Below are 1,023 nucleotides of genomic sequence, written 5' to 3'. Positions count from 1 at the left end.
GAGGGTAAGTGAACGCGGTCGCGGTGGTCGCGGTGGCGGTAAACGCGCCGTTATAACCCGCCGGCACAACACCAGAAATAACCACAGGGATTTGCTGCCCGGCGGTCCACCCGTGCGGTGCTGACAGAGTGACCGTTACCAGGTTGGTAGCCCATGCTATTGAGGCGATAGTTTTTGCAGGTGCCTGTATCATTGCCAGGTCTGATTTAGAGGTCAGTAATTTAGACTCTCCTGCGTTCAGCGTTGTCCCGCCCACGGAGATCATCGCGCCGCTTTTCAGCAACTGGGATGGCTTCGGCGGATTGGTTACCGACACGTTAATGTTAACAATTGCCATTTAATTATTTCTCCGGATAAATGGACGGGATTGCAGACAGGATCAGCCCACGGGATACATCTCGCATCCGTTGCTGGTAATAATTGACTTTGAATTTGATGGTCTTGCGCATGGCAATGACGTTCAACTCGTTTTGAGTAACGCGCTCATCCTGAACAACCGGGATGTTCATCACGCCCATTTCTGCGTCGTCATGTAGCGTGTACTGCTGGACGTACCGCAGAAAGTCTTCAACGGCTGCATTGCGCAGGCCGGTAATCGAAATCGTTACATCCTCACAAACCAGCTGGTACTGGTTGTCACGCTCATCGATATAAAATGCCCCGGCAATCGGCGTCACGTTGCTGCACCGTATTGTCGCGAAGGGTGGCGAGAGGTTTTGTGTGGAAAGCATCGCCGGAAACATCGGCATGTACTGGTTCAGGCCCAGCCATGCCGGCAGCGAACTGGAAACGACAACATCACTCAGGTCGATATCGTCCGCAGAGTTGATGATCTGCGAGCGCATATGCGGATAAACCGCCTCACCTGTGTAGTGATAGAGCCTGGCTGGCTCGTTAAGCCCGGTGCGCCGAGAAAATGAAAACTGGATGCCGTAAAACTCACCGATGTAAAGCACGTCAGGGCCGATGTCGTTAAACGGGTCGATATCCGACTGAGCGGTCAGGGTGACTACGTTCCGGTCA

1 protein-coding gene and 1 pseudogene are annotated in these 1,023 nt (G+C 53.4%); both read right to left on the bottom strand.

The annotated features are described in order from the left end of the window. Positions 1 to 337 (bottom strand): annotated as a pseudogene (locus tag FDX01_RS23445) (hypothetical protein); the annotation flags it as partial. Positions 338 to 341: 4 nt separating this feature from the next. Continuing rightward, the coding region (locus FDX01_RS04465) for a hypothetical protein (RefSeq protein ID WP_249360868.1) at positions 342 to 1,023 on the bottom strand (682 nt) is incomplete at its 5' end.

This window comes from Citrobacter sp. wls613 (genome assembly GCF_005281195.1).
GTDB lineage: Bacteria > Pseudomonadota > Gammaproteobacteria > Enterobacterales > Enterobacteriaceae > Citrobacter > Citrobacter gillenii.
Note: the sequence above shows the minus strand (reverse complement) of the source record. Positions and strands in the feature narration are given on the sequence as shown.